The 21,272-nt window shown below is 62.7% G+C and carries 25 protein-coding genes; 7 read left to right on the top strand and 18 right to left on the bottom strand.

Annotated features, from left to right (window positions below):
- Window position 1: 1 nt before the first annotated feature.
- The 15 genes from LUA85_RS04190 to hisB all read right to left on the bottom strand — a co-directional run bounded on the left by LUA85_RS04190 (window position 2) and on the right by hisB (window position 10,593).
- On the bottom strand, window positions 2-535 hold the full coding sequence (locus LUA85_RS04190; protein WP_231467174.1) for a J domain-containing protein: 534 nt from the start codon (window positions 533-535) through the stop codon (window positions 2-4).
- Window positions 536-633: 98 nt separating this feature from the next.
- Complete coding sequence (gene pal, locus LUA85_RS04185) at window positions 634-1,146, bottom strand: peptidoglycan-associated lipoprotein Pal (RefSeq protein WP_231467173.1); 513 nt, start codon at window positions 1,144-1,146, stop codon at window positions 634-636.
- Between the two features lie 110 nt (window positions 1,147-1,256).
- A complete protein-coding gene (gene tolB / locus LUA85_RS04180) occupies window positions 1,257-2,639 on the bottom strand; it encodes a Tol-Pal system beta propeller repeat protein TolB (protein ID WP_231467171.1) in 1,383 nt (460 codons plus the stop codon).
- The gene (locus LUA85_RS04175) at window positions 2,636-3,583 is read right to left on the bottom strand and encodes a hypothetical protein (protein ID WP_231467170.1); all 948 of its coding nucleotides are present in this window, start codon (window positions 3,581-3,583) and stop codon (window positions 2,636-2,638) included. The genes tolB and LUA85_RS04175 overlap by 4 nt, the downstream gene beginning before the upstream one ends.
- Window positions 3,584-3,593: 10 nt before the next feature.
- Window positions 3,594-4,040, bottom strand: a complete 447-nt coding sequence (locus LUA85_RS04170; RefSeq protein WP_231467168.1) for a biopolymer transporter ExbD — start codon at window positions 4,038-4,040, stop codon at window positions 3,594-3,596.
- 9 nt (window positions 4,041-4,049) lie between these two features.
- Entirely contained in the window at window positions 4,050-4,751 is a 702-nt protein-coding gene (gene tolQ, locus LUA85_RS04165) for a protein TolQ (protein ID WP_231467165.1), read from the bottom strand.
- On the bottom strand, window positions 4,748-5,212 hold the full coding sequence (locus tag LUA85_RS04160) for a YbgC/FadM family acyl-CoA thioesterase (protein ID WP_231467163.1): 465 nt from the start codon (window positions 5,210-5,212) through the stop codon (window positions 4,748-4,750). Before LUA85_RS04160 ends, tolQ begins: the two co-directional genes overlap by 4 nt.
- A gap of 75 nt (window positions 5,213-5,287) precedes the next feature.
- Complete coding sequence (locus LUA85_RS04155) at window positions 5,288-5,665, bottom strand: histidine triad nucleotide-binding protein (RefSeq protein ID WP_231467161.1); 378 nt, start codon at window positions 5,663-5,665, stop codon at window positions 5,288-5,290.
- A 1-nt stretch (window position 5,666) separates the two neighbouring features.
- Window positions 5,667-5,990 carry a phosphoribosyl-ATP diphosphatase gene (locus LUA85_RS04150; RefSeq protein WP_231467159.1) on the bottom strand — a complete coding sequence of 108 codons (324 nt, stop codon included), beginning with the start codon at window positions 5,988-5,990 and terminating at the stop codon, window positions 5,667-5,669.
- Between the two features lie 46 nt (window positions 5,991-6,036).
- Window positions 6,037-6,201: a hypothetical protein gene (locus LUA85_RS04145; protein WP_231467157.1), complete on the bottom strand. Its 165-nt coding sequence runs from the start codon at window positions 6,199-6,201 to the stop codon at window positions 6,037-6,039.
- A 120-nt stretch (window positions 6,202-6,321) separates the two neighbouring features.
- Window positions 6,322-7,083 (bottom strand): imidazole glycerol phosphate synthase subunit HisF, encoded by a 762-nt coding sequence (gene hisF / locus LUA85_RS04140; protein ID WP_231467154.1) that lies wholly within the window; start codon window positions 7,081-7,083, stop codon window positions 6,322-6,324.
- Window positions 7,084-7,205: 122 nt separating this feature from the next.
- A complete protein-coding gene (hisA, locus tag LUA85_RS04135; RefSeq protein ID WP_231467153.1) occupies window positions 7,206-7,931 on the bottom strand; it encodes a 1-(5-phosphoribosyl)-5-[(5-phosphoribosylamino)methylideneamino]imidazole-4-carboxamide isomerase in 726 nt (241 codons plus the stop codon).
- 243 nt (window positions 7,932-8,174) lie between these two features.
- On the bottom strand, window positions 8,175-9,308 hold the full coding sequence (locus LUA85_RS04130) for a glycosidase (protein ID WP_231467151.1): 1,134 nt from the start codon (window positions 9,306-9,308) through the stop codon (window positions 8,175-8,177).
- 69 nt (window positions 9,309-9,377) lie between these two features.
- Complete coding sequence (hisH, locus tag LUA85_RS04125; protein ID WP_231467149.1) at window positions 9,378-10,007, bottom strand: imidazole glycerol phosphate synthase subunit HisH; 630 nt, start codon at window positions 10,005-10,007, stop codon at window positions 9,378-9,380.
- Window positions 10,000-10,593, bottom strand: a complete 594-nt coding sequence (hisB, locus tag LUA85_RS04120) for an imidazoleglycerol-phosphate dehydratase HisB (RefSeq protein WP_231471763.1) — start codon at window positions 10,591-10,593, stop codon at window positions 10,000-10,002. Before hisB ends, hisH begins: the two co-directional genes overlap by 8 nt.
- Window positions 10,594-10,677: 84 nt before the next feature.
- On the opposite strand from hisB, the gene LUA85_RS04115 reads away from it, so the two are divergent.
- Window positions 10,678-11,175: an SspB family protein gene (locus LUA85_RS04115; protein ID WP_231471762.1), complete on the top strand. Its 498-nt coding sequence runs from the start codon at window positions 10,678-10,680 to the stop codon at window positions 11,173-11,175.
- A gap of 32 nt (window positions 11,176-11,207) precedes the next feature.
- Window positions 11,208-11,615 (top strand): hypothetical protein, encoded by a 408-nt coding sequence (locus LUA85_RS04110; protein ID WP_231467146.1) that lies wholly within the window; start codon window positions 11,208-11,210, stop codon window positions 11,613-11,615.
- Here the strand turns inward: LUA85_RS04110 and LUA85_RS04105 are convergent.
- Window positions 11,531-12,274 (bottom strand): hypothetical protein, encoded by a 744-nt coding sequence (locus tag LUA85_RS04105; RefSeq protein ID WP_231467144.1) that lies wholly within the window; start codon window positions 12,272-12,274, stop codon window positions 11,531-11,533. The two genes, LUA85_RS04110 and LUA85_RS04105, sit on opposite strands and share 85 nt — an antisense overlap.
- Between LUA85_RS04105 and gmk the strand changes: the two genes are divergently transcribed.
- Both gmk and LUA85_RS04095 read left to right on the top strand, forming a co-directional pair.
- Complete coding sequence (gmk, locus tag LUA85_RS04100) at window positions 12,273-12,923, top strand: guanylate kinase (protein ID WP_231467142.1); 651 nt, start codon at window positions 12,273-12,275, stop codon at window positions 12,921-12,923. The two genes, LUA85_RS04105 and gmk, sit on opposite strands and share 2 nt — an antisense overlap.
- Window positions 12,924-12,951: 28 nt before the next feature.
- On the top strand, window positions 12,952-13,341 hold the full coding sequence (locus LUA85_RS04095; RefSeq protein ID WP_231467140.1) for a ribonuclease HI: 390 nt from the start codon (window positions 12,952-12,954) through the stop codon (window positions 13,339-13,341).
- Between the two features lie 241 nt (window positions 13,342-13,582).
- Here LUA85_RS04095 and LUA85_RS04090 read toward each other — a convergent pair whose 3' ends face one another.
- Window positions 13,583-14,956 (bottom strand): class II 3-deoxy-7-phosphoheptulonate synthase, encoded by a 1,374-nt coding sequence (locus LUA85_RS04090; protein ID WP_231467138.1) that lies wholly within the window; start codon window positions 14,954-14,956, stop codon window positions 13,583-13,585.
- Window positions 14,957-15,206: 250 nt separating this feature from the next.
- Here LUA85_RS04090 and LUA85_RS04085 point away from each other — a divergent pair, with 250 nt between their 5' ends.
- Genes LUA85_RS04085 through LUA85_RS04075 form a run of 3 tightly spaced genes read left to right on the top strand, consistent with a single transcriptional unit; the run spans window position 15,207 to window position 18,372 of the window.
- On the top strand, window positions 15,207-17,147 hold the full coding sequence (locus tag LUA85_RS04085) for a pilus assembly protein (protein ID WP_231467136.1): 1,941 nt from the start codon (window positions 15,207-15,209) through the stop codon (window positions 17,145-17,147).
- Window positions 17,144-17,728 (top strand): TadE/TadG family type IV pilus assembly protein, encoded by a 585-nt coding sequence (locus tag LUA85_RS04080; protein WP_231467134.1) that lies wholly within the window; start codon window positions 17,144-17,146, stop codon window positions 17,726-17,728. The genes LUA85_RS04085 and LUA85_RS04080 overlap by 4 nt, the downstream gene beginning before the upstream one ends.
- Complete coding sequence (locus LUA85_RS04075) at window positions 17,725-18,372, top strand: TadE/TadG family type IV pilus assembly protein (protein WP_231467132.1); 648 nt, start codon at window positions 17,725-17,727, stop codon at window positions 18,370-18,372. The genes LUA85_RS04080 and LUA85_RS04075 overlap by 4 nt, the downstream gene beginning before the upstream one ends.
- Here the strand turns inward: LUA85_RS04075 and LUA85_RS04070 are convergent.
- Entirely contained in the window at window positions 18,369-21,245 is a 2,877-nt protein-coding gene (locus LUA85_RS04070) for a pitrilysin family protein (protein WP_231467130.1), read from the bottom strand. The two genes, LUA85_RS04075 and LUA85_RS04070, sit on opposite strands and share 4 nt — an antisense overlap.
- Window positions 21,246-21,272: the final 27 nt, after the last annotated feature.

Below are 21,272 nucleotides of genomic sequence, written 5' to 3'. Positions count from 1 at the left end.
ATCAGCCCTTCCATTCGCGCCGGTCTTCAGCCGCGCGCAGCACTTCGTAGGAAACCTGCAACTTCTGGAACTGTTCTGCGGCGGCCTTGTCACCGGGGCGGACGTCGGGGTGGACTTCCTTGGCCTTGGTCCGCCAAGCTTTTTTCACGGCATCGAAATCGGCGTCGGGATCAAGCCCCAGCACTTCCAGCGCGCGCAGTTCATCGCGGCTGCGCGAACCATCGCCCGAACCGCCCCATTCGGCCCATGCCGCCTGGCGATAGCCCGAAGTATCGCCACGCTCGGCCTGTTCGCGCTGTTCGGCCTCTTCCTTGTCCAGCCCTTCGAAATAATTCCAGCCCTGGTTGTATTCGGCGGCGTGCTTCTGGCAGAAATACCAGCGATCAGGGGTGTTGGGCGATTTGGGAGCGGGGCAATCACCCTTTTCATTGCACCCGGCACGGTCGCACAGGCGCACAGACGCAGCATCGCGCGCGCTGCCATACCCGCGCCATCGCGGGAAGCCCCAATCAGAAGATCGCCCATGCCGTGTCATGCGTATCGTCAAAGCCCGACCCGCCGCCAAAGGTCAAGACGGGAAGCAGGACAATCCTGCGGCGCCGGTTCGAAAACCAGCGTCGCAGGATGCCGGACTTAGTTGACCGTTACGGTAACCGCGCGGCGATTCTTTGCCCACGATTCCTCGTCGGAACCGAGCGCCAGCGGGCGTTCCTTGCCATAGCTGACCGTCGAAATGCGGCTTGCGTCGATGCCGAGACTGACGAGGTAGTTCTTGGCCGAATTGGCGCGGCGTTCGCCAAGGGCAATGTTGTAATCGCGGGTGCCGCGTTCGTCGGCATGGCCCTCTATGGTGATCGATTTGGCGGGATAGCGGCCGAGCCACTGCGCCTGGCTTTGCAGAATGCCCTGGTCCGATGCGTCGATATTGTAGCGGTCCGTATCAAAATTGACGGTATCCGACATTACCGAAGCGAGGAAATCGGCCTGACTGCCGGGGATTGGCCCGGTCGGCTGCATAGGTGCCGGCATCGTCTGTGTGGTGTTGGCGGTGCCGGGTTCAGGCGGCAGTTCCTTGGGCTTGGACGCGCAGGCGCCAAGGCTCAACGTGACGGCGGCAAGGCCGGCGATCATCAGCGAACGGGACATACGTTTCTCCTTTGGGAGGGAAGAAAAGGGACGGCGCATGGTGATATGCGCGCCGTGCAATAGCAAGTGACCGGATTCACCCGTTACGTAGCGAAATTCACCACGACCGTTCAGGGCAAAACCGGTCCCCATGATGGATCGGAACCATCGACGGGTGTATTCAGTTTCCGTTCGTTCCGCCCGGTCAGGTCCACCTGCCAGACACCGGTCCTTCCGCTGCCGCGTTCGGTGCGAAAGAACTGAACGATCCGGCCGTTGGGTGACCATGTTGGCGCTTCATCCTGCCAACTGTCTGTCAGGAAACGCATATCCCCGCCAGACGGCGTGGTGACAGCGATACGGAAATTGCCGCCCAGATGCGTGAACGCGATCTGGTCCCCACGGGGCGACCATTCCGGCGTGGCTGCGCGACCGCCAAAAAAGCTGATACGCTTCTGGTTCGATCCATCGGCGTTCATCACGTAAATCTGCTGTCCGCCCGAACGATCGCTCTCGAATACGATCCTGCTGCCATCGGGCGAATAGGATCCGCCCACGTCCAGCCCCGGCGAATCGGTCAGGCGAATCGACTGCCCGCCGTTGACCGAAACGCGATAGATGTCGGTGTTACCGGCAATCGCCATCGAATAGAGAATCCACTTCCCGTCTGGCGACCAGCGCGGCGAAAATGTGGGGTTGTTGCTCGACGTGACCAGCTTCTGCTGCCCGGTGCCGATGTTGTAGATATAGATGCGGGGTGCACCGTTGAGATAGCTGAGATAGACGATCTGGCTGTAGTCGGGCGAATAGCGCGGCGTCAGCGCCGTGGCCTGACCATTGGTGATGAAGCGGTGATTGGCGCCATCGGAATCCATGATCGCCAGTTGCTTGCGGCGGCGGTCCTTGGGGCCGGTTTCGGCGATATAGGCGATCTTGCTGTCGAAGAACGGGCTTTCACCGGACAGGCGCGAATAGACCATGTCAGCGCATTTGTGCGCGGCGCGGCGCCAATCCTCAGGCTTCACGACATAGCCCTGCCGCGCCAGTTCGCTGCCGAGCGCCACGTCATAGAGGTAGCAGCCAACGGTCAACCGACCGTCATCGTTGGCGCGAACGAAACCCTGCACCAGCATTTCGGCCGAGCGTCCGCGCCAGCCATCGAAAGCAGGAGCGGAGACTTGCGGAAAATCGATCGCAGGCAGCGCATCGGGACCGACCGGCTTGAACAAGCCGTTGTTCTTGAGATCATTATAGACCACGCGCGCAACATTGCGGCCCAACGCCTCGGTATTGCCCCCTTCGGCAGCCGTGCTGACACTGGCGTTGGTAGGGAACGCCGGAATCGCGATGCCGAGGTCCTGCCATTCGTTCTCGTCCGAAACCGAGCCGGTCAGCCCGCCTTCGTCTTCGGCAACCTGCGGGGCAGCCGACGATGGCAGCGCAGTCTGTTGCGCAGCAACGAACGCGGGGGCTGATATCAACCCTGCGAGCAGGAGAAGGTGGCGCATCTTCATTGAGACAACTTCCTGTCGAAGCGGAACGCGGCGATGCGTTTCCAGCCGGAGTAATACATTTCAGGCAGATCGAACGGCGCGGCAAGCTGGACCGCACGGATCGCCTGTTCGGCATGACGCGGAGCTTGCGCCTCGTTGGCAGGCGTGATGCCTTGCTGGCTGACAACGCGCGGACGCCCGGCAAGGCTCCCGTCGGCATTGAGGTCCCATGCCAGGATCGTCACCAGTTTATCGGCATCGACCCCTTGCGGCGCGGCCCAGCGCGGCTTGATCTGGCGCGATATGGCGCTGGCGAGCGAGGCCTTCACTTCCGGGCCGATGGTGGCGGCAGGCGGTGATTTTGCAGTGCCTGGCGCGCTGGCGCCGGGAATGCCCTTGAGGAAATCCGATCCCACGCGGCTTGCCCCGCTGGGCGCATCAGGGCGGCGGCGCGGACTTGCGTCAGCGGGTTTGGCCGGCGCCGATTTGGCGGTCGGCTTTGCCGGAGCAGGCTTGGCAGCGGGTTTCGCCGGCGCAGGGCGTGCAGGTGCTGGTTGCGGCTTGGCCACAGGCTTGGCCACAGGCTTGGGCGGTGCAGGACGCGGCGGCGCGGGCTGCGGCCTGGCAACGGGCCGCGGGGCGGGCTTCGGCGGCGCAGGTTGTGGCTTCGGCGGGGGCGGCGCTGGCTGCGGCGGCGCGGGTTCCACGACCGGCTCAGGCTCCGGTTGCGACTCACCCAGTTGGGGCGCGACATCGGGCGCAGCTTGCGCTGCGGGATCGGGCGACGTCGACTGATCCGCGATCTCTTCCGAGAACGTCACTTCCATCCGTTCGGGCGGCGGCTGGATGGTCTTGCCGGGTGGCGCGAGCGAGAAGGCGACGAGCAACGCAACGTGCGCCGCCGCTGCAATGATCAGCCCGGCCCCTTCCTGCTTGCTCAGTCCGCCTGCGCTGGAATCTCGCATCCTATCAAGCCTATTGCGGTGCGGATGAACTGTTGGTGACCAGCGAGATCGATTTGAAGCCCGCTGCGTTCAATTCGCCCATCACGGCGGCAACCCGGCCCCAGTCGAGCACACGGTCAGCCCTGAGCGTCACCAGCGGTGGCTTCGGACCACGATCAAGGCCCGCAAGGCGATCTGCCAATTCTCCCGGCGCAAGCTGCTGATCGTCAAGGAACACCACGCCTTGCGCATCGATGCTGACGGTGATCTGATCCTGCTGCTGGTCCAGCGGATCGGCCTTGCTGTCGGGCAGGTCCACCGGCACACCTGCCGCCAGCATCGGCGCGGTGACCATGAAGATGATCAGCAGCACCAGCATGACATCGACCAGCGGCGTCACGTTGATCTCGCTCATCGCCGCGCGACCGCCCCGACCTCGCCGCCCACGGCCCGCGCCGCCGCCTGTGCCCATGGACATCGCCACGGCTCAGGCCTCCAGTTCGCGGCTGAGCGAGGCGTGGAAGCGATCGGCAAAGCGGTAAAGCCGCGTTTCGAAGCGGTTCACGCGGTGCGAAAAGCGGTTGTAGGCGATGACCGCCGGGATGGCCGCGAACAGGCCAATGGCCGTGGCGAACAGCGCTTCGGAAATGCCGGGAGCCACCACCGCGAGCGAGGAATTCTGCTGCGCGCCGATGTTGAAGAAGCTGTCCATGATCCCCCAGACCGTGCCGAACAAGCCCACGAAAGGCGCGACCGAACCGACGGTGGCAAGAAAGTTCAACCGGCTGGCCAGCGCATCGGTTTCGGCAACGACCGCTCCTTCCAGCGCGCTCGACAGGCGCTGCCGTGTGCCTTCGCGGTCGATTGCCTTGCCTGAGGTCGATCGCCGCCATTCGGCCAGGGCAGCGTTGACAAGCCGCGCCGAAGGCAGGTCACGCCCCTTGTTGTCCTTCTGGAACTGGTCGATATCGCGCGCTTCCCAGAACTCGCGTTCATACTTGTCGCAATTGCGCTGGGCGCTGCCCATTTTCAGCGAAAAGCCGATGATGATCGTCCATGTCCACACACTCGCCAGCACCAGCCCCGCCATTACCGCCTGCACGACGTAATCGGCATCGAGGAACAACTGCACCGGATTGAGCGAAGTGGGCGCGAAGGAAACGCCTTGGCTTAACAACTCGAACGTCATGCGGATTGTAGTCCTTCAGATTCGGAAAAGACGGTCTGGAAAGCTGCCACCCATTCGCGCGGCTGGCGACGCGGGCGACCGTTCGGGGCAACGAAAGCGACACGCACTTTCGCTTCGCACAGGAGCGTTTCATCCCTGAACGCACGCTGCACGATGCGGCAGGAAGCGGGCGAAAGTTCGGCAACGTGGCTATTGATCAGTACGCTATCATCCAGCTTTGCCGGGCGAAGATAGCGCAAATCCATGGTGCTGACCGCATAGGCCCCCTCACCCGCTTCATGCGCGGCGCGCTGGTCAATCGCCAGCAGACGGAGCATGTCTGACCGGGCGCGTTCGAACCAGCGCAGATAATTGGCGTGATAGACCACGCCCGAAAGGTCCGTGTCCTCGAAATAGACGCGGACCGCGAACAGGTGCTGGCTACCGTCAAAAAGACCGGAAGAAGGCTGGGGCAAGGTCATGCGACACGGACTCTACCCTTGCGACGAGTCGAAGGGCAAGGGGCGGTTAACGTCCTGACCCCGCGAAAGTCCGTTTCAACGCACGAGCATCGGGCCGAGCGGCTTTCCGGCGAATAGATGGACGTGCAGGTGCGGTACTTCCTGATGGCTGTCCGTGCCTGCATTCGAGAGCAGGCGATAACCCGGCGCAACCAACCCCATGTCGCGCGCGACTTTGCCCACGGCGCGCACGAAACCGGCAATTTCGGCGTCGCTCGCCCTGGCCGAGAAATCGTCCCAGCTGACATAGGCGCCTGTGGGAATCACCAGAACATGCGTTGGCGCTTGCGGATTGATATCGTGGAAAGCCAGCGCGAAATCGTCCTGATAGATGGTCTTGTTGGGGATTTCCCCACGCAGGATTTTCGCAAAGATGTTCTGGTCGTCATAGGGCTGCGTCGCGTCAACGGCCATGTCAGTTGCTCCTGCCAGCTTTTTCGGCAATGCCCGATGTGCCTTCGCGGCGCTGCAATTCCGCCAGTACGTCGGCCAGCGGCACTTGCCGGGCGGCAAGCAGTACCATCAGGTGGAATATCAGGTCGGCAGCTTCACCCACAAGTTCGGCGTGATCGCCTGCCAGTGCGGCGATGACGGTCTCGGTGCCTTCCTCGCCCACCTTCTGCGCGATCTTGGCGATGCCCCTGGCATTGAGCTTCGCGACATAGCTCGCCGAAGGATCGCCCTGCATGCGCTGGGCAATCGTGGCTTCAAGGCGGGCGAGAGTGTCGCTGTGTTCCATGCGCAACGCCATGAAACGCCTGTTCGCGCCGGTCAAGCCAGCAGCGTCACTTCCGCCGCTTGGCAACCTGCCTGCCGACAACCAGCCCGACCAGACCCAGCGCGAACAGCGCGCCATCGGTGGGTTCAGGAATGGAAATGCCTGCCGACTGCGCGAGCGCAGGCGTGGCGAAAGCGAGGAGCGCAGCAAGGGCAAAGGATATGCGAAGCACGGGGGGTGACCTGATCTGGCAAACCGTGTGTGGTTCACGCCTTGCCCTGCCAGAGCCTGTGATTCGGTATAACCCCTTATATCGTATGGTTAATGACCCATTACGGGACTGACCGAAGGATTACGAACGCGCAGGCAATCCCGCGCTGCGCAAGGCGGCGTGAGCCTCGGCAATCGAGTGTGTGCCGAAGTGGAAGATCGAAGCCGCCAGTACCGCGCTGGCATGGCCCTGCGTGACCCCTGCCACGAGGTGATCGAGTGTACCGACACCGCCGCTGGCGATGACTGGAACCGGCACGGCATCGGCAATCGCACGGGTCAGTTCAAGATCGTAGCCCGCTTTCGTTCCATCGCCGTCCATTGATGTGACCAGCAATTCGCCAGCGCCCAGTTCGGCCAGTTTCACCGCATGGGCCAGCGCGTCGATCCCGGTCCCCTTGCGCCCGCCGTGGGTGAAGATTTCCCATTTCCCCGGCGCAACCCGCCGCGCATCGACCGAGCCGACCACGCACTGCGCGCCGAACTTCTCGGCGATGTCGCGCACCAGTTCTGGCCGGGCGACGGCGGCGGAATTGACCGCAACCTTGTCCGCCCCTGCCAGCAGCAGAGCGCGGGCGTCTTCCACCGCGCGGACTCCGCCGCCCACAGTCAGCGGCATGAAGCAGACCTCGGCGGTGCGCGCGACGACATCGAGCAGCGTACCGCGTCCTTCGTGCGTGGCGGAAATGTCGAGGAAGCACAGTTCGTCTGCGCCCGCCTTGTCATAGGCGCGGGCCTGTTCGACCGGATCGCCCGCATCGCGCAGATCGACGAAATTCACGCCCTTGACCACGCGGCCATCGCGGACATCAAGGCAGGGGATGACGCGGACGCGGACGGTCATGGAACTAGCTCCGGGTGGCAGCGCGCATCCTTCGACAGGCTCAGGATGAGCGGACTTTCACATTATCACAAAACCCCGTTCGTGCTGAGCCTGTCGAAGCCCGCGCGCGGCGCTTGTGGATTTCAGGCTTCCGCCATCGCAATCGCAGCGGCCAGATCGAGCCGACCTTCGAACAGCGCCCGCCCTGTAATCACGCCCTCGATCCCGTCGACTTCGTGGATCTTGAGCATGCGGATATCGTCCAGACCCTTCACGCCACCGCTGGCGATCACCGGAATGTCCACGCGGCGGGCCAGTTCGACGGTCGCTTCGATATTCACGCCCTTGAGCAGGCCATCACGGCCAATGTCGGTGAACAGCAGGCTGGCAACGCCCGCATCTTCGAACCGGCGGGCGAGATCGACCACCGACACATCGGACACATCGGCCCAGCCCTCGGTGGCAACCATGCCGTCGCGCGCGTCCACCGCCACGACGATGCCGCCGGGAAATTCCTTGGCCATATCCTTGACGAATTGCGGGTCTTTCAGCGCCGCCGTGCCCATGACCACGCGCGAAACGCCGAGGTCGAACCAGCCCGAAACCGCCTCGCGCGTGCGGATTCCACCGCCGAGCTGGACGTGGCCAGTGAACGCCTTGAGGATGCCTTCCACCGCCTCGCGATTCTCGGCCCGGCCCGCGAACGAGCCGTCGAGATCGACCACATGGAGGAATTGCGATCCGGCCTGTGCGAACAAAGCCGCCTGATGCGCGGGATCGTCGCCGTAAACGGTCGCGCGATCCATGTCTCCTTCGGCAAGGCGGACGACCTGGCCAGCTTTCAGGTCAATGGCGGGAAAGACGATCATGGACCGCGCGCCTAGCACCGCTTCGGCTTGGCGTGAAGGTGGGTTTCGCGTGTGGGCGCGCAGAAGTTGCAGCAGGTTCGCGCAAAGGCAGCAAGAGCAAAAAGGCGCGAAGATGGTCCCCCTGCGACAACGCCGCCTTTCACCCGAACCGGTCCAAATCAAGATGCGATCCGCACAGCACCTATCGGCCAATACGCCCTCCTTAGCGCCTTCCTTTTCTTGGCGCCTTTGCGCGAAACACTCTTACCTGAATGCCTCCTTCGGAACATGTGTGATCCGACAGGCAAGGTCAGCTTCACCCGAAGCGACGATGAAGCGTTCGCCAGCATCGACGATGCCGGTCGTGAACACCACGTCGCGCAGATAAAGCAGGTCTTCGAGCGGGCGGGTCAATTCGGCGTCCGGTTCTAGCAACGGCGCGTGGCTGCCCGCGATCACTTGCGATGGATCGTGCGGATCGAGCAGCGACCAGTACGTGCGATAGATGCCGACGATCTCCTTGGGTTCCACGCCGTGCCACAGCGTCAGCCACCCCCTCTGTCCGCCAATCTCCGTCATGACCGGCGGTGCGCCCCCGCCGATCCGCGCGGTCGCCGCGGTGCCCGAATGCGGACGGATGCCGGGATTGATATGCGGCCGCCAGTGCAAGGCATCGGGTGATGTCGCAAGATTTATCGAAGGGCCTGCGCGCCATTCACTGCCGGGAGGATAGGCAAAATAGAGATCGCCCAAGGGGCGGGTCTGCGCCCAGTATTCACCCCGAATCAACCCCTCGAAAATCAGCATGTCCTTGTTCTGGTGGTCCAGCACGATGCCTTCGAAGGTCCAGTCCAGCCCGTTGTGCGACGAATAGAGGGTTGTCGAATGGCGTTCCGGGCTGACCGAGCAGGTCGTCATCAGATAGGCGCCATCACCCATTTTCGAAATTCGCGCATCTTCAATCCCATAGGCCTGGTAGGTGCCCTGTGGCGCGATAGCCTTGTCATAGTGGGCTGCGACCACATCGAGACCATCGGCTGACATTTCAACCGGCAGCAGCCATGACAGCGAAGTCAGCGCCATGACCTTCCACCCTCCGCCATGCAGCAGGAACTTGCGCGGGTCCGACGTGTCCGCAAGCTCCAGCGGCCAGGCATCGATGACGTAACCGCCATCGTGCCAGCGGATCGCGTGAACCTTTCCGTCCCTGATCGGGTGGCGCAGCGCTTCGGCAACCCGCACCATGAGCAGCAGGTTGCCGTTGGGCAGAACGGTCATGCCGGGATTGAAAGCGCCCAGCACAAATGTTTCCGCCCCGAAGTGCCCCGCCAGCGGCGACCGTTCAAGGTCGACCATGAATGGTGTGAACACGAGACGATCAAACGGAAACTTGCTCATCGGCGCGAAAACTCCTTCTCAAAGGGAAGGAAGTCCCTGCATCCCGTCAGGTTCCCTCAGGCCGCCCCGTCAAGGCTTCCATTCAAGGAAACGCGTCAGCATGGCAAGGCCATAGCCCTGGCTCTTTTCCGGGTGGAATTGTACGCCAAGGATGTTGTCGCGCGCCACCGCCGCAACGATCCCGCCGCCATGATCGCTCATCGCCGCGATGTGTGCGCCCTCTTCGGCTACGAAATGGTAGGAGTGCAGGAAATAGGCTTCGCCCGGTTCGACCAGTTCCGCACCACCGGGATGCGGCATCGGCGCTACATCGTTCCAGCCCATGTGCGGCACCTTGATCGTGGGGTCCGCAGGTTCGATGGCGCGCACTTCGCCTCCGATCCAGCCAAGGCCGTTGGTCACGCCGTGCTCCACGCCGCGATCCGCCAGCAGTTGCATGCCCACGCAAATGCCCAGGAACGGCGCAGCGCCCACCAGCACCCGCTCTTCCAGCGCATCGATCAGCCCCGGAACACCCGCCAGCGCGCCGATGCAGTGTCGAAAAGCGCCGACGCCCGGCAGGACGATGCGGTCAGCGGTCCGCACGACACTGGGATCGGCGGTAACGACCACGCCCTCAGCGCCGGCCGCCTTCAGCGCATTGGCGACCGAGCGCAGGTTGCCCGCGCCGTAATCCACCAGTGCGAGGGTATCAGCCACCGAGGATGCCCTTGGTCGAAGGCACGGCGTCGGCCTTGCGCGGGTCTATCGCCACGGCCTGCCGCATCGCGCGGGCGAAACCCTTGTAGATGCCTTCGACGATGTGGTGATTGTTCGAACCGTAAAGGCTTTCGATATGCAGGGTGATCCCGGCGGCCTGCGAAATCGAAGCGAACCAGTGTTCGAACAGTTCGGTGTCCATCTCGCCAAGGCGGGGTTGTGTGAAAGCTGCCTTCCACACGAGCACCGGGCGGCCCGAAATATCCAGCGCGACGCGACACAACGCCTCGTCCATCGGCGAATAGGTGTGGCCGTAGCGGGTGATGCCCTTCTTGTCGCCCAGCGCCTGTGCGATGGCCTGGCCCAGCGCAATGGCGCTGTCCTCAGTCGTGTGGTGCTGGTCGACGTGAAGATCGCCCTTCACCCGGCATTCGATATCGATCAGCGAATGACGGCTGAACTGCTCGATCATGTGATCGAGAAAGCCGATGCCGGTCTCCACCTTGTAAATGCCCGTCCCATCGAGGTTCACCGACACGGCAATGTCGGTTTCCTCGGTTTTTCGCGTGATCGATCCGGTGCGCATGAACGCGCCTATACGCCCCTCCTCTTGAGAATCAATCACCGTGCCCACTTGACCCGAAACGCAGCCAAGGCCAGTTGTGGCGGCATGAGCGATGCACCCGACAGCCTGATCCCCTACGACGAAATCGTGCAGGAGGCCCTGCGCGCGGTCGTTGGCCGGGTTCTGGGCCAGGTAGCGGCAGGCGGCGGCATGTTGCCGGGCACGCACCATTTCTACATCACGTTCAAGACCGGCGCGCCCGGCGTGGACATTCCGCAGCGGCTGCGCGAACGCTTCCCGGATGAGATGACGATCGTCCTGCAAAACAAGTTCTGGGATCTCAAGGTCGAGGAAGACCGCTTCAGCGTGGGTCTTTCGTTCAACCAGATCCCGTCGATCCTGCTGATCCCGTTCTCCGCGATCACCGCCTTCGTTGATCCTGCCGTCGATTTCGGATTGCAGTTCCAGGCTGTGGTGGATGACGAAGCCGAGCCGGTCGACGCTGCCGAGAACGATTCGCCGGAACAAGCCGACGAAAGCACCGTTGAACGCAGCGACGACGGATCGAACGTCGTCACGGTTGATTTCGGCAAGAAAAAGTAGGGCGCACCCCGCCCGCTAGCAAAGGCAAGGGCATGGTCAAGAAGAGTGGCGTCAACAGTCGCGACAGGGCAACCCAAGCGGCCAAAGGGGCCATCGACAAGGTGCCTGCCCCCAGCCCCAACCCGATGACGAACCTGATCCTTGCCGATGTTGCCCTTCGCGCAGGCGGTGCCTTGTTGCGCCATGGCGTGGAGCGGGGGCTGATCGGCACGAAGCTCGGCAAGAAAAAGGCCGGGCGCGTGATCAAGGGCCGGACCATGATGCAGACGCTGGTCGGCACCGCCATTGCGCGCATTGCCACGCGTTCGGTCCCCGGTGCCATCATCGTCGGCGGCGGGATGCTGGCAAAGACGCTCTATGATCGCAAACGCCGCACCGAAGCCGAAGTCGAAGGCACGGCGGCACTGGAAGAACAGGTCGCGCGCGGCAAGAAGGCCTGATTCGCAACCGCCACATCAAGAACTTCCACAATCGGGTTATCGGCCCATCGCAGGCCGGGGACGGGATGGGTCACATCCCAATGGGCTGCAAAAGCCCGCCGCGCTGACCAGTGCAGGCCGGGCAACGGCCTTGCCCCGCGCCACAGCAATCCTGCAAGGATCGGCTGCACACCTTCGGCGCGCAAGTCCTGGGTCGCAATATCCTGGAGCCGCTCCGTCCGTCTACCGCGCACCTCAAGCATGACCCGGCAGGCCCAAATGGGCATGTGAACCGCGCTGACCCACATTTCGTTGGGATCATGTGGCACGGCGCCCTGCCATCCCTGCCCCGCGCAATCCCGTCGCCAGCCATCAGCAAACGCCACGAATTCGGCGCGGTGGAGATCGGTCAGCACTTCCCTGCCATCCTGCATCCGTCCCGGCGCGCAAGCCTCCCGCCCGTAAATGCGCGCGCCGATGGGAAACATCCCATGACCACCGCCTGCGATCATGCGGACCTGGGTCTTGCGCCCGTTCAGCAGCGCGCGCGCGGTGGCAGGGTCGAGGATGATCGATGGCGTCATCGCGTTCTCATCCATGGCATCGCCGGGCACTGCAAGCCGCGATTGTGATGGAACACGGCTTGACCATCGGGCGGCGGTTGCGGCACTAGCGCGCATGCCTGCAACGATCCCGCACGACGATACCCTGCACCGCCGGGGCCTCATGTTCATCCTTTCCTCGCCGTCTGGTGCCGGCAAGACCACGATCGCGCGCAAATTGTTGAGTGAAGACAACGAGATCGCCATGTCGGTTTCGGTAACCACGCGACCGATGCGGGATGGGGAAGTCGAAGGCCGGGACTACTTCTTCGTCGATCAGGCCGAATTCGACCGCATGGTGAATGCGGGCGAGTTCTACGAATGGGCGACGGTCTTCGGCAATTGCTACGGTACGCCCAAGGCCCATATCCGTGATCGCCTGAAGGCGGGCGGCGATGTGCTGTTCGATATCGACTGGCAGGGCACACAACAATTGCACCAGAAAGCGCAGGCCGATGTGGTGCGCGTGTTCATCCTGCCCCCCAGTCTGGAGGAACTGAACCGCCGCCTGACCGGTCGCGGTACTGACAGCGCCGACGTGATCGCCGCCCGCATGGCCCGCGCCCAGGCGGAAATCAGCCACTGGGACGGCTACGATTACGTCGTGATCAACGACGACGTGACCGGATGCTTCGAGAAAGTGCGCGAGATTCTGGCTGCCGAACGCATGCGCCGCACCCGCCAGACCGGTCTTATCGATTTCGTGCGCGGATTGATGCGGGGCTGAACGGCCCGGCTTTGCCGGAGAGCAACCGATGTCGGGCAAACGCAGGCTCAAGGTGTTCTTCGATGGCGGTTGCCGCCCCAATCCCGGCCCGATCGAAGTGGCGGCAGTGGTGCGCGGGAAAGTGCATATCCGCGATGATCTGGGCCACGGTTCCAACAGCGATGCCGAGTGGCTGGCGCTGCTTCATGCGCTGGAAATTGCACAAGCGACGGGCGCGCACGACTTTGAACTGGTGGGCGACAGCGTACCGGTGATCGCACAGGCCAATGGCATCGCAAAAGGCCGCTCGGCTGCCGGCAGGGCGCATTATGCGCGATTTGTCACGTTGGCTGAAGTCCACCCACCCGCGCGCATCCGCTGGATCAGACGCGCGCAGAACCTTGCAGGAATAGCGCTGGCGGCGCGACACGAGCGGTGATGGGAAGTGGGCAACTAGAGTCTCGTGCGTTTAATCTGGATCATCGTCATTGCGAGGCCGAAGGCTGAAGCAATCCAGAGTCTGCGCAAACCGCTCTGGGTTGCTTCTTCCCGCTTCGCGGGGTTCGCAATGACAAAACCAAGGCTTATGTCTGCAAACGGCATAATGGCTTGGGAAAAGTGCCAGAGACCCATGAGGGCCTCCGGCGCAAATCCTGTTACAACGGCTGCACGTGGTGCGATCAGGCCGCTTCGGCCTTGGTGCCCGCGCGCTCTGCATTCAGCGCTTCGGCCAGCAGGAACGCCAGTTCGATCGACTGTGCGGCGTTGAGGCGCGGATCGCAATGCGTGTGATAGCGGTCCGCAAGGCCTTCCTGCGTGATCGCCACGGCGCCGCCGGTGCATTCGGTCACATCGCGGCCGGTCATCTCGATGTGGATGCCGCCCGCATGCGTACCTTCGGCGCGGTGAACGGCAAAAAAGCCTTTCACTTCGGTCAGGATCCGGTCGAACGGGCGCGTCTTGTACCCGTTATCGGCCTTGATGACGTTGCCGTGCATCGGATCGCAAGACCACACCACCGGGTGCCCCTCGCGCTTCACCGCGCGCACGAGCGGGGCAAGCCCTGCCTCGACCTTGTCATGCCCGAAGCGGCTGATCAGCGTCATCCGGCCGGCTTCGCGCGATGGGTTGAGCGTATCGAGCATCTTGAGCAGCGCGTCCGGGGTCAGCGAAGGACCGCACTTCATGCCGATGGGGTTGCCCACACCGCGCAGGAATTCGACATGGGCCGATCCTTCAAAGCGGGTGCGATCGCCGATCCACAGCATGTGTGCGCTGGTATCGTACCAGTCCCCGGTCAGCGAATCCTGCCGGGTCATTGCCTCTTCATATTGCAGCAGCAGCGCTTCGTGGCTGGTGTAGAAACTGGTGCCCTGAAGCTGCGGCACGGTGCGCGGATCGACGCCACAGGCTTCCATGAAGTCGAGCGATTCGCCGATCTTGTCCGCCATCTCGGCAAACTTCGTCGCCCACGGACTTTTGCCGATATGGTCCAGCGTCCACTGGTGGACCTGGCGCAAGTTGGCATAACCGCCGGTCGAAAACGCGCGCAGCAGGTTCAGCGTTGCGGCAGCCTGACTATAGGCGCGCAGCATGCGTTCGGGATCAGGAATGCGCGATTCCGGGGTGAAATCGATGCCGTTGATATTGTCGCCAAGATAGCTCGGCAATTCCACGCCACCGATGGTCTCGACGGGCGAAGAGCGCGGCTTGGCGAACTGCCCGGCCATGCGGCCCACTTTCACCACCGGCTGCTTGCTGGCGAATGTCAGTACGACCGCCATCTGCAACAGCACACGGAAAGTGTCGCGAATGTTGTTGGGGTGGAATTCGGCAAAGCTTTCAGCGCAGTCTCCGCCCTGCAGCAGGAAACCCTTGCCCGCAGCCACTTGCGCCAGATCAGCCTTGAGCGCGCGTGCCTCGCCGGCAAAGACCAGCGGCGGAAAGCTCGTCAGGGTCGTCTCGACCTCGTTCAGCTTTTCGGCGTTCCGATAAGCCGGCAGATGCCGTCCTTCATATCCGCGCCACGAATCCGCAGTCCAGTTCTGTGCCACTTGCTCTTCCTTTCAAGAGGCGGGGCCATAAGCCGGGCGCGGCGGAAATGCAAAGGAAGCGTTTCTGTTACCGCAATCGAAGATTTGCATAAGCCAAACTGCGCCGGATTACGTGGAGTCCACTATGGCCGATAAGCGGTTGATTGGGCCTCGTGAGGGTAGGTTAACCTGAACCATCGGCACTAAACCCGCGTTTCGGACATGTGCCGCTGTGGTGTCGTTAGCCATCACGGGATTTTCACCGCAGCCCATGTCGTGTTTCCACCGTCTTTTCCTTGCCCTCCTGCGCAATCGCGCGGGCAATATCCTGCCGCTTTCGGCGATGGCGATATTTGCGGTGGCAGCGCTGATCGGCGGGGCAATCGATATCAGCCGCGCCTGGCGGACGCAGACCCGGCTACAGGCCGCCTGCGATGCCGCCGTGCTTGCCGGTCGCAAGTCGGTAAGCACCGAAGGCTTCGACGCCAGGGCCAAGGCGCAGGCCGACACCTATTTTGCGGCCAACTTCAACGAGGATTATTACGGCGCGCGCGATACCGAATTCAGCGCCTCTTCCGCCGATAACGGCAGCACGATCGATGGCAGCGCCACGACATTCATGCCGCCCCTGCTGATGCACCTGTTCGGCTTCGGCGCAATGGAAGTGACCATCGATTGCACGGCATCGATGGGCGTTGGCAACAGCGACATCATGATGGTGCTCGACACCACCGGGTCCATGTCGTGGGCACTGGCGGGAAGTACGCAGACGCGGATGGAGGCGCTGCGCGTCTCGATGAAGAACTTCTACGATACGGTCGAAACCGCCTTGTCAGGCACCAATGCCCGCATTCGCTATGGTTTCGTACCCTATAGTTCCACGGTCAACGTGGGGCAGCTGCTGGTCGATCAGGACCCTGCCTATCTTGTCGACAGCTGGACGATCCAGTCGCGCAAACCGATCTACAAGACGGTCAAGACGCTCAGCGGGTACGGCACCCCGGCCAATGCCAGTAGCGAGACAACGACCACGCCAGTCTACACCAATTGGGCGAATTACAACTCCACGCTCTATCTCAGCCTCAACAGCTGCAACAACCACAAGCCCGCCGACACCGCCTGGACGAACAGCGGGGCGGCCACGGTCGCCAGCGTGACGACGACGAACGCTTCGGGGCAACAGGTGGTCACCACCACTACCACGCAGGTCCAGACGGCAACCCTTTACGCCTGCAACAATGCCCTGCTCAGCTACAGGCTCAAATACCGGACCGGAACACGCGAAGTCGTCCACACCGAGACGCAGACTGCGGATCCGATCTATGTGACCGCCGAAGCGTTCGACCGATGGGAATACCGCCCGGTCACTTACGATACGAGCCGCTTCAAACTGTTCGAAACGACCACGACCTACACCGGCGAAAACGCCGCTGCGGTCTCGTCGCAATGGGATGGTTGCATCGAGGAGCGCGCGACGGTCTCCGAAGACAGTTTCACGTGGTCTTCGATCAACGGGATGACGCCGACAGGCGCTATGGACCTCGATATCGACAACGCCCCGGATGGCTCAGATGCCACGCGCTGGGCGCCGTTGTGGCCAGAGGTCGCCTATATCCGTACCGTCACCTATTTCGGCACGGTTTACATGAACAGCGCGCTGCCTTCGCCCACCGGCCAGCAGGCGTCATCGTTCTGCCCCACCGCAGCCCGGCTGCTCGCGCCGATGGACAAGTCATCCTATTATGCCTTTGCGGATTCACTGGTGGCCGAAGGCGGCACGTATCACGATATCGGAATGGCGTGGGGCGGACGCCTGTTTTCGTCGGACGGCATGTGGGCAGACAATGTCCGCGAAGCGCCGGACAATGGCGGCGAGGTTTCGCGCCACCTGATCTTCATGACCGATGGAGAGATGTCGCCTTCCTATTCGACACAATCCGCCTGGGGTATCGAATACCATGACCACCGCGTGACGGACGATGGCGTGACGGGCGACACATCGCGCCACAATGCACGGTTTCTCGCCTTGTGCGAAGCGGTGAAGGCCAAGGGCATCCGCCTGTGGGTGATTGCCTTTGCCCAGACCATGACGACCGAACTCGATGCCTGCGCGTCTGACGAAAGTGCATTTACCGCGGAAAATGCCAGCAAGCTGGATGCAGCTTTCCAGTCCATCGCCAAGCAGGTGGGCGAATTGCGGGTCGTGCAATGATCAGGCGGCTTCTTGCTGACGACATGCAAGGCGCGACGATCATCGAGTTCGCCATCGTGGTGCCACTGTTCATGACGCTTTTGCTGGGGATCATGGACATCGGCCAGATGGTCTATGGCAAATCGGTATTGAGCGGTGCCGTGCGCCGCGCCGCGCGCGATTCCGCGCTGGAAACACGCAGCACATCCGAAGCAGACGCAAAAGTCCTGGACGCGATCCGCCCGGTACTGCCAGGCGTCACGATCAAGACGGCGCGCACCAGTTATTACGATTTCGCCGACATTGGCCGCCCGGAAAAGTGGAACGATGCCAATACCAGCGGCACGTGCGACAATGGCGAGGCCTATACCGATGAAAACCGCAACGGCCAGTGGGACGACGATGTCGGCCATGCGTCCAGCGAAGGCACCGCCAACGACGTTGTCGTCTATACTGTCACCGCGTCGTTTTCGCCCGTCTTCAAGGTTCCGTTCCTGCCGGAACACTGGTCGACCCGCACACTGACATCCACTGCCGTCACCCGGAATCAGCCGTTCGGGGTACAGGCGGGCTATGGCGCAAGCGCGGGGACTTGCGCATGAGCCTGCTGGACAAGATGCGCGCCATTGGGCGCGACAGTGCCGGTGTCTCGATCACCGAATTCGCCATCGTGCTGCCGGTGTTCATGACGCTGGGCATGTATGGCGCGGAAATCGCGTGGATGAATGCGGCGGCGATGGAGGCCAGCCAGGTCGCCATCGCCCTGGCCGACAACGCATCGCGCCTTGGCCAGACCGACAACAGCGGCGTGACCCCGACCATTTCCACCGACGATGTCGCTTCGGTCCTCACCGGCGCGCTGGAAGAAGGCCGCAACATCAATCTGGAAGGCGAAGGCCGCGTGATCCTCTCCAGCCTCGAAGCCCACCCGGTGACCGGCAAGCAATACGTTCACCGGCAGCAGTGCAAGGGCAACCTCAAGAAAAGCTCGTCCCACGGCAAGCCCGATCCGTTGGGTAGCGCCTTGTCAGGCATCGCCAATGGCCTTGCGCTGGGCAAGACCAAGGTGACCGCGCCCGCTGGCTCTGCCGTGATGGTCGCGGAAGTGTGGTACACCTACAAGGGCCTGTTCGGCACGATGTTCGTCCAGCCCTTTACCATGCACGAACAGGCAGCAGTCATCGTGCGGGACAACCGCAACCTTACGCCGGGAATCGGCAACGCCAAATCGTCGAACGACTGTTAAGGCGTCGCTTTCTCAGGCACGACCTGCAACCGCCAGCTCTTGTCCTGCTTCAGATAACGCGCGGCAAGCGCCTGCATCCGTTCGGGCGTGGTCTGGCTGTAATCGTTCAGGATCGTGCGGATCGCAGCGATCTTGCGCGGATCGTTGGCCGCGCCTTCCAGCTGGAACATGTAGAACCCGTTGCCGGTGCTGGCGCGCGTGATCAACTGCTTGAGCGGCTCTGTCACCCGGCCCACTTCGTCCACCGTCGGCGGGCTGGCGGCAAGATCGGCCGCGATCTTGTCAGCCGCGGCAAAGAACGCTGCGAAATCGGTGGGTCGCAACTGCACGGTTGCGGCGATATACCCGCCTGATGGCAAGTCCAGCGGCCAGCTTGAACCCACTTGTGGTGCATAGCTGGCGCCGGTCTTTTCGCGCATCGCATCGAACAGGCGGTTGTTGAATATCTGCGCCAGGATTTCGAGTTGCCGACTTTCCCGCACACCCGCCTGCCCACCGCCGGTCGGCCATGCCACGACTGCCGCCGCCTGCGAAGGATCGCCGCGATGGGTCAGCACCAGCGGCTCCGCATTATGCGCAGGGATCGAAGGCGCAAGCGCCGAGGCAGGAGCAGCCGTCCGCGCAGGCAAGGCACCAAAGGTCTTTTCCAGCGATGCCAACGCCTGTTCGCGGTTGAAATCGCCGAACAGATCGATCTCGATCGGGCCTTGCGCCAGCAATGGCTCCCATGTCGCGCGGAAGCCTTCCGGCGTTACCTTGTCGAGTTCTGCCGGGTTGGGCGTGGCATAGCGCGGATCGCCATCGCGCAACAGCCAGGTGAGATCACGGCCCAGCACCGCCATCGGCGATGAGTTGTAGCTTTCGTATTGCAGCTTTGCCGCTGCCCTGGCGCGCAGGACGGGGTTCGGGTCCCAGCGCGGCGTCACCAGTTTGGCCGCCATCAGGTAAAGCTGGTCTTCAAGGTCGGCGGGGCGCGTATCGGCAGACATGCGGAACGCGGTGTCGTCGATATCGAAATCGAGGCTCAGCTTGCGCCCGGTGGCGAGCCGATCAAGATCGTCGCGGCCCAGCGTACCGATGCCGCTGTCCATCAGCGCCACCGATCCCATCGGGCCATAGACCGCATCCTGCGGCCTGATCGCCGAATAGCCGCCGCCGAACCGCACCTTGACGATGATCCGCCCCGGCTCTGCATCGTTGGGCCACAACAGGACCTTGACCCCGTTCGCCAATTCAACCTGTTCGATCCCCAGCAGGCCGATCGGCCGCGCCGAAGCCACAGCGCCCTTTGGTCCCACGGGTGGCAAGTCTGCGAAACTCAGCGAATTGGCAGCCACGCGACTGCCCGAAGCCGCATCGACGGCAGTGGTCAGCGCTGCGCGCAATGCCGCCTCATCCGCTTCGCCCGCCTTGGGCGTGATCATCATCGGACGGATCACCGTGCCCTGGAACAGCTTGCGCGTGCTCGCCAGCACTGCCTCCGGCTTGAACCGGGGGATGGACTGCCTGAAGATGTCATAGACGGTATCGGGGTTGGCCACCGTCTCGCGGATATCGACCGCGTTGACGATGTCGTCCGCCGCCTTCGATCCGGCGATGGTCGATTGCGTTTCCACGCCCACCTTGAACGCCACTTCGAACTCGGCCACCTCGCGGTCAATCTCTTCCTGAGAAGGCGCCGTCGCCAAAGCATCGGCGATAACCGAGCGAACATCGGTAACGGCGCTTTTCCAGTCCTCGCCCAGCGGCGTGACCGTGACAATGGTCGCGTCGGCCGATCGCGAAAGCTCCTGCTTCATTTCGTCAACCGAGGCGACGAGATAGCTGCCGCCACCACGGGCACGTCCTTCGAGGCGGCGGTTGATCAGCGCGAGCGCGAGCCGATCCACCATCAGTCCCTGATTGTAGGCGATGGTATCGTTGACCTTCACCCAGGGGCGCAGGATGGCCCAGTTGACGATGCGCGGCAGATCCGGCTCGACCAGAACTTTCGCCTCGCCCACCGGATTCTTCGGATCGACGCCAGCCGGGGCAACGGGCTTGCCGAAATTTGGCTGCGGCGGCTTCTTTCCCGCCACCTTCCAGCCGCCAAACCACTGTTCGATGCGCGCGATCAGCGCTGCAGGATCGGCATCGCCCGCCACCACGATCACGGTATTGTCGGGGCGATACCACTTGTCGTGAAACGCCTTGATCGCCGCTGCATTGGCGGCTTCCAGTGTCTGCGGCGTGCCGATGGGATTGCGCGAGGCGAGCAGCTGGCCCTTGAAGAACAGGTCGCGCGTCTGGTCCAGCACACGCGATTGCGGGCTGGTGCGTTCGCGCATTTCGGCCAGCACGATCGGTACTTCGGTCTTCACGCCATGGTCGGTGAACACCGGCGCCATGATCATGCCCGACAGCAGCCTGAACGTCTCGTCCAGCTTTTCGGGTGAGGCTTGCGGAATATCCAGCTTGTAGACGGTCTGCGTCGGGCTGGTCTCGGCATTGGTATCGCTGCCGAACGTGGCACCCAGCCGCTGCCAGGTAGGGATCGTCTCGCCTTCCTTGAGATATTTCGATTCGCGGAAGGTCAGGTGTTCCAGCAGGTGTGCATACCCACGCTGGGCATCGGTTTCATACATCGACCCTGCATCCACAAGGACGCGGATCGAAACCTGTTCGGGCGGCACGCCATTGTGCCGAACGGCATAGCGGATGCCGTTCGGCAGGACGCCGAAGGTCCATTGCTTGTCCTGCGGGACGTCCGATCCCTTGTAGAGCCACGGAACCTCTGCCTTTGCCGGCGCGCGGGCATCGATCGGGGCCGCGGACAGCAGCAGGAGCGGAAGGAGAAGGCCAAGGCGCAGGGCGCGCGTTTTTGGGGATTGCATCGCCCGACTATAGGTAGCCTTGGGATT

Origin of the sequence: Novosphingobium sp. CECT 9465 (assembly GCF_920987055.1) — a bacterium.
Taxonomy (GTDB): domain Bacteria; phylum Pseudomonadota; class Alphaproteobacteria; order Sphingomonadales; family Sphingomonadaceae; genus Novosphingobium.
This window is presented reverse-complemented; position numbering and strand designations above follow the sequence as displayed.

What these genes read in the sequence shown, in the direction of transcription:
- LUA85_RS04190 (WP_231467174.1), bottom strand. Translation starts at nt 535, where the DNA reads ATGACACGGCATGGGCGATCTTCTGATTGGGGCTTCCCGCGATGGCGC.
- pal (WP_231467173.1), bottom strand. Translation starts at nt 1,146, where the DNA reads ATGTCCCGTTCGCTGATGATCGCCGGCCTTGCCGCCGTCACGTTGAGC.
- tolB (WP_231467171.1), bottom strand. Translation starts at nt 2,639, where the DNA reads ATGAAGATGCGCCACCTTCTCCTGCTCGCAGGGTTGATATCAGCCCCC.
- LUA85_RS04175 (WP_231467170.1), bottom strand. Translation starts at nt 3,583, where the DNA reads ATGCGAGATTCCAGCGCAGGCGGACTGAGCAAGCAGGAAGGGGCCGGG.
- LUA85_RS04170 (WP_231467168.1), bottom strand. Translation starts at nt 4,040, where the DNA reads ATGTCCATGGGCACAGGCGGCGGCGCGGGCCGTGGGCGGCGAGGTCGG.
- tolQ (WP_231467165.1), bottom strand. Translation starts at nt 4,751, where the DNA reads ATGACGTTCGAGTTGTTAAGCCAAGGCGTTTCCTTCGCGCCCACTTCG.
- LUA85_RS04160 (WP_231467163.1), bottom strand. Translation starts at nt 5,212, where the DNA reads ATGACCTTGCCCCAGCCTTCTTCCGGTCTTTTTGACGGTAGCCAGCAC.
- LUA85_RS04155 (WP_231467161.1), bottom strand. Translation starts at nt 5,665, where the DNA reads ATGGCCGTTGACGCGACGCAGCCCTATGACGACCAGAACATCTTTGCG.
- LUA85_RS04150 (WP_231467159.1), bottom strand. Translation starts at nt 5,990, where the DNA reads ATGGAACACAGCGACACTCTCGCCCGCCTTGAAGCCACGATTGCCCAG.
- hisF (WP_231467154.1), bottom strand. Translation starts at nt 7,083, where the DNA reads ATGACCGTCCGCGTCCGCGTCATCCCCTGCCTTGATGTCCGCGATGGC.
- hisA (WP_231467153.1), bottom strand. Translation starts at nt 7,931, where the DNA reads ATGATCGTCTTTCCCGCCATTGACCTGAAAGCTGGCCAGGTCGTCCGC.
- LUA85_RS04130 (WP_231467151.1), bottom strand. Translation starts at nt 9,308, where the DNA reads ATGAGCAAGTTTCCGTTTGATCGTCTCGTGTTCACACCATTCATGGTC.
- hisB (WP_231471763.1), bottom strand. Translation starts at nt 10,593, where the DNA reads ATGCGCACCGGATCGATCACGCGAAAAACCGAGGAAACCGACATTGCC.
- LUA85_RS04115 (WP_231471762.1), top strand. Translation starts at nt 10,678, where the DNA reads ATGAGCGATGCACCCGACAGCCTGATCCCCTACGACGAAATCGTGCAG.
- LUA85_RS04110 (WP_231467146.1), top strand. Translation starts at nt 11,208, where the DNA reads ATGGTCAAGAAGAGTGGCGTCAACAGTCGCGACAGGGCAACCCAAGCG.
- gmk (WP_231467142.1), top strand. Translation starts at nt 12,273, where the DNA reads ATGCCTGCAACGATCCCGCACGACGATACCCTGCACCGCCGGGGCCTC.
- LUA85_RS04105 (WP_231467144.1), bottom strand. Translation starts at nt 12,274, where the DNA reads ATGCGCGCTAGTGCCGCAACCGCCGCCCGATGGTCAAGCCGTGTTCCA.
- LUA85_RS04095 (WP_231467140.1), top strand. Translation starts at nt 12,952, where the DNA reads ATGTCGGGCAAACGCAGGCTCAAGGTGTTCTTCGATGGCGGTTGCCGC.
- LUA85_RS04085 (WP_231467136.1), top strand. Translation starts at nt 15,207, where the DNA reads ATGTCGTGTTTCCACCGTCTTTTCCTTGCCCTCCTGCGCAATCGCGCG.
- LUA85_RS04080 (WP_231467134.1), top strand. Translation starts at nt 17,144, where the DNA reads ATGATCAGGCGGCTTCTTGCTGACGACATGCAAGGCGCGACGATCATC.
- LUA85_RS04075 (WP_231467132.1), top strand. Translation starts at nt 17,725, where the DNA reads ATGAGCCTGCTGGACAAGATGCGCGCCATTGGGCGCGACAGTGCCGGT.
- LUA85_RS04070 (WP_231467130.1), bottom strand. Translation starts at nt 21,245, where the DNA reads ATGCAATCCCCAAAAACGCGCGCCCTGCGCCTTGGCCTTCTCCTTCCG.